At 72.2% G+C, this 3509-nt stretch carries 5 protein-coding genes and 1 pseudogene; 4 read left to right on the plus strand and 2 right to left on the minus strand.

Annotated elements, in window-relative coordinates:
• The first annotated feature begins 236 nt into the window (after nt 1-236).
• Both VGO20_RS21260 and VGO20_RS21265 read left to right on the plus strand, forming a co-directional pair.
• Complete coding sequence (locus VGO20_RS21260) at nt 237-554, plus strand: hypothetical protein (RefSeq protein ID WP_327504387.1); 318 nt, start codon at nt 237-239, stop codon at nt 552-554.
• Nucleotides 555-608: 54 nt separating this feature from the next.
• Nucleotides 609-1460: a DUF4743 domain-containing protein gene (locus VGO20_RS21265; RefSeq protein ID WP_327504388.1), complete on the plus strand. Its 852-nt coding sequence runs from the start codon at nt 609-611 to the stop codon at nt 1458-1460.
• 7 nt (nt 1461-1467) lie between these two features.
• Here VGO20_RS21265 and gluQRS read toward each other — a convergent pair whose 3' ends face one another.
• A complete protein-coding gene (gene gluQRS, locus VGO20_RS21270; RefSeq protein WP_327504389.1) occupies nt 1468-2307 on the minus strand; it encodes a tRNA glutamyl-Q(34) synthetase GluQRS in 840 nt (279 codons plus the stop codon).
• Nucleotides 2308-2313: 6 nt separating this feature from the next.
• Complete coding sequence (locus VGO20_RS21275; RefSeq protein WP_327504390.1) at nt 2314-2496, minus strand: hypothetical protein; 183 nt, start codon at nt 2494-2496, stop codon at nt 2314-2316.
• 71 nt (nt 2497-2567) lie between these two features.
• Here VGO20_RS21275 and VGO20_RS21280 point away from each other — a divergent pair, with 71 nt between their 5' ends.
• Both VGO20_RS21280 and VGO20_RS21285 read left to right on the plus strand, forming a co-directional pair.
• On the plus strand, nt 2568-3242 hold the full coding sequence (locus VGO20_RS21280) for an alpha/beta hydrolase (RefSeq protein WP_327504391.1): 675 nt from the start codon (nt 2568-2570) through the stop codon (nt 3240-3242).
• Between the two features lie 169 nt (nt 3243-3411).
• A pseudogene (locus tag VGO20_RS21285) lies at nt 3412-3509 on the plus strand (HNH endonuclease); the annotation flags it as partial.

Raw genomic sequence — 3509 nt, forward strand, 5'->3', positions numbered from 1 at the left:
GCGCTGGTTCGGAATCCCATAGGACCAGGCCGGACGCACCGCTGCACGCAGAGCCGGGTTCGCCAACGCTTCGATCCAGAAGCTTCTTGACGGCGGACCCGGCCGCGCGTTAAGCCATGAGCATGACCGCACGCGTCTCCAGGATCATCCGGCGAATTAGCGGCCCGGTCCTCTTCTGAGGGCCGGGGGAACCTTCCGCATAGTTTCGACCGACAGATCCCACAGGAGCACGCGTCATGAGCATGCCCGCCGCTGCGGCGCCGGCCGCCGAAGCCCGTCCTTTCGATCCGGACCACACCGCCTGCTTCGCCGTTCACGGCGACGCCGACCCCGGCGTGATGCCGCGGGTGCTGGAGCTGTTCGCCAAGCGCGGGTTGATCCCCAGCTCCTGGCACTCGCGCGTCGGCGGCGTGCGCGAGGACGAACTGGTCATCGACGTCCAGATGGCGGGCATGGTCCGCCGCGAGGCGGAGTATGTGGCATCCTGCCTGCGCCAGATCCCCGGCGTCTGCGTCGTGCTGACCTCCCAGCGCGTCCGCGCCGCCGCCGAATAGGGCGCTCCGTAAGGGGGGCTTGCCGGACGCGGCGCGATGCGCCAAGAAGGCGCCATGAGCTATCTGCGTCACCTGCGCGCGTGCAACGCGCACGACCTCGCCGGCTTCCGCCCTTTCCACTGCGCGGGCGGGCGCATCGGCTGGATCCGTCACGCCGTCGCCGAGCGGCTGCCCCGCCTCTCCGGCGCCTTCGAGGTCGGGCCCGACCGCGTCGACCTCTCGGCGGCGCTCGACGGCTTCGAGGCGCGCAGCGCCGAGATGGCCCGCGTGGCCCGGGCGCTGGTCGAGGACGGCACGATCCCGAAGCTGCGCGGCGAGGCCTATCCCGTCGCGACCGCCTGGGGCCGCGAGCCGCTGTTAGCGCTGGACCGGGTCGCGGTGCCCGTCTTCGGGGTCCGGGCCTACGGTATCCACGTCAACGGCTTCGTGCGCGGGCCGGACGGGCTGCGCCTGTGGGTCGGGCGCCGCTCCGACGACCGGTCGATCGCGCCCGGCAAGCTCGACCACCTGGTCGCGGGAGGGCAGCCGCACGGGTTGTCGCTGGCCGAGAACCTGGTCAAGGAGGCGGCCGAGGAGGCCGGCATCGAGGCGGAGCTAGCGCGCCGTGCGATGCCGGTCGGCGCGGTGAGCTACCTGATGGAGGTCGAGGCGGGGCTGAAACCCGACACGCTGTTCGTCTACGACCTCGAATGCCCGGCGGAATTCGTGCCGCGCAACACCGACGGCGAGGTCGCGGAGTTCGTGCTGATGACGCTGGACGAGGTGGCGCGCATCGTGCGCGAGACCGACGACTTCAAGTTCAACGTCAACCTCGTCGTGATCGACTTCCTGATCCGCCACGGCTGGCTGGCGCCCGAGCATCCCGAGTACCTGTCCCTGGCGCTGAGCCTGCGCCGGCCGGAATAGGCGGATCTCAGTCCGGAACGCCGGCGAGCGCGCGGATCTCGGCCGGGCTGCGGCCGGCCTCGCGCAGGGCCGCCAGCGACAGCGCGCCGTCGCGCTTGGACAGGCGCCGTCCCTGCGCGTCGGTCAGCAGCCCGTGATGGTGGTAGTCCGGGACCTCGTAGCCGAGCAGCGCCTGCAGCAGCCGGTGCAGGTGCGTCGCGTGGAACAGGTCCTCGCCGCGCGTCACCAGCGTCACGCCCTGGAGATGGTCGTCGACCGTGACGCTGAGATGATAGCTGGTCGGCACGTCCTTGCGCGCCAGAACGACGTCTCCCAGCGTCTCCGGCGCCGCGCGAAGGGGCCCGTGCGCCCGGTCGTGCCAGGCGAGCGAACCGGCCAGCGCCGCGGCCCGCGCGACGTCGAGGCGCAGCGCGAAGGGCTGGCCCGCGTCGCGCCTGGCCGCTCGCTCGTCCGCGGCCAGGCGGCGGCAGGTGCCGGGATAGAGCGGTCCGTCCGGCCCGTGGGGGGCGTGGCCAGCACGCGCGATCTCCTCCTCGATGTCCTTGCGGGTACAGAAGCAGGGGTAGACGACGCCGAGCGCGTCCAGCCGGGCGAGCGCCGCGGCATAGTCGTCCATGTGCTCGGACTGGCGGCGGACGGGCAGGGGCCAGGACAGGCCGAGCCAGGCGAGGTCGCGCCGGAGCGCCTCGTCGAACTCCGGGCGGCAGCGGGTGGGGTCGATGTCCTCGATCCGCAGCAGGAAGCGCCCGCCGGGCTCGCGCGCGGCGCGCCAGGCGAACAGCGCCGAATGGGCGTGGCCGAGATGCAGGAGCCCGGTCGGGCTGGGGGCGAAGCGGGTGACGGTCATGGCCCCTCAATCTGGTGCCGGACCGCCCGTCCCGCAAAGGTCGCGTGGGACCGGCCGGCCGTCGAGGAAGGCGCACAGCCGCCGGCGCAGCTCGCGCTCGAACGCGTCCAGGCGTGCGCGCTCGCGTCTTGCGCGCATTTCCGCGAGATCGGCGACCGCTGCCGCCGCCGTGCCGTCCGCCTTGTCCATGGCCCTGTCCATGGGGCGGATGGTCGATGCGGGCGGTTAATTCGGTGTGAAGACGAGAAGGAGGTGACGACGTGCCCCACCAATCCGACCATGCCCCGGACCTGTGGGGCCCGTCCCTGGCGCCCGCGTCCGGGGGACCGGCCCGGCAGCTGGTCGTGCTGCTGCATGGCGTCGGCGCCGACGGCGGCGACCTGATCCAGCTCGGTGCGGAGCTGCGCCCGTTCCTGCCGCATGCCGCGTTCCTGGCGCCCGACGCGCCCGAGCCCTGCGACATGGCCCCCTACGGCCGTCAGTGGTTCAGCCTGCGCGACCGGCGGGACGAGGCGATGACCGCGGGGGCGGAGCGGACGGTGCCCCAGGTCGACGCCTGGATCGACCGCCAGCTCGCGGAACGCGGCCTGCCGGCCTCGGCCCTCGCGCTGGTGGGATTCTCCCAAGGCACGATGATGGCGTTGAACATGGCGCTGCGCCGGCCGGAGCCGGTCGCGGCCGTGGTCGGTTTTTCGGGCCTGCTGCTCGATCCCGGGGGACTGGCGGCGCGCATCCGCTCGCGTCCGCCGGTGCTGCTGATCCACGGCGAACTGGACGACATCGTCCCCTTCGGCTGTCTGGCGGCGGCCGGGGACGCGCTGCGCGCGGGCGGCGTGCCGGTCGAGACGGTCGCCCGGCCGGGGCTCGCCCACGGCATCGATCCCGAGGGGCTGATGCGCGCGGCGCGATTCCTGGCGGACCGACTCGGCGCCTGACACGGGTACGGGAACACTCGCGGCGACCGAAACATTACAAGAGTGTGAAGTCCGCAACCCGTTTGCACCCAAGATGTTGAGTTTAGGGCGTGAATGGTCTAAGTCTCTTGTTGCAGCCCGGAGCGGTCGCGGCGCCGATCCGGGTCGGGAACCAGAGGAGGGCGTGGACTTGGCTCCACCACCCGATCACTGTCCGGCTCTCGTGCTGAACGCGGATTTCCGCCCGCTCAGCTACTTCCCCCTGTCGCTCTGGTCCTGGCAGGAAGC

Source organism: Arenibaculum sp. (assembly GCF_035998295.1).
GTDB lineage: Bacteria > Pseudomonadota > Alphaproteobacteria > Azospirillales > Azospirillaceae > DASYHS01.

Coding starts and splice junctions, on each gene's coding strand:
- VGO20_RS21265 (WP_327504388.1), top strand. CDS start 609: ATGAGCTATCTGCGTCACCTGCGCGCGTGCAACGCGCACGACCTCGCC.
- VGO20_RS21275 (WP_327504390.1), bottom strand. CDS start 2,496: ATGGACAAGGCGGACGGCACGGCGGCGGCAGCGGTCGCCGATCTCGCG.
- VGO20_RS21260 (WP_327504387.1), top strand. CDS start 237: ATGAGCATGCCCGCCGCTGCGGCGCCGGCCGCCGAAGCCCGTCCTTTC.
- gluQRS (WP_327504389.1), bottom strand. CDS start 2,307: ATGACCGTCACCCGCTTCGCCCCCAGCCCGACCGGGCTCCTGCATCTC.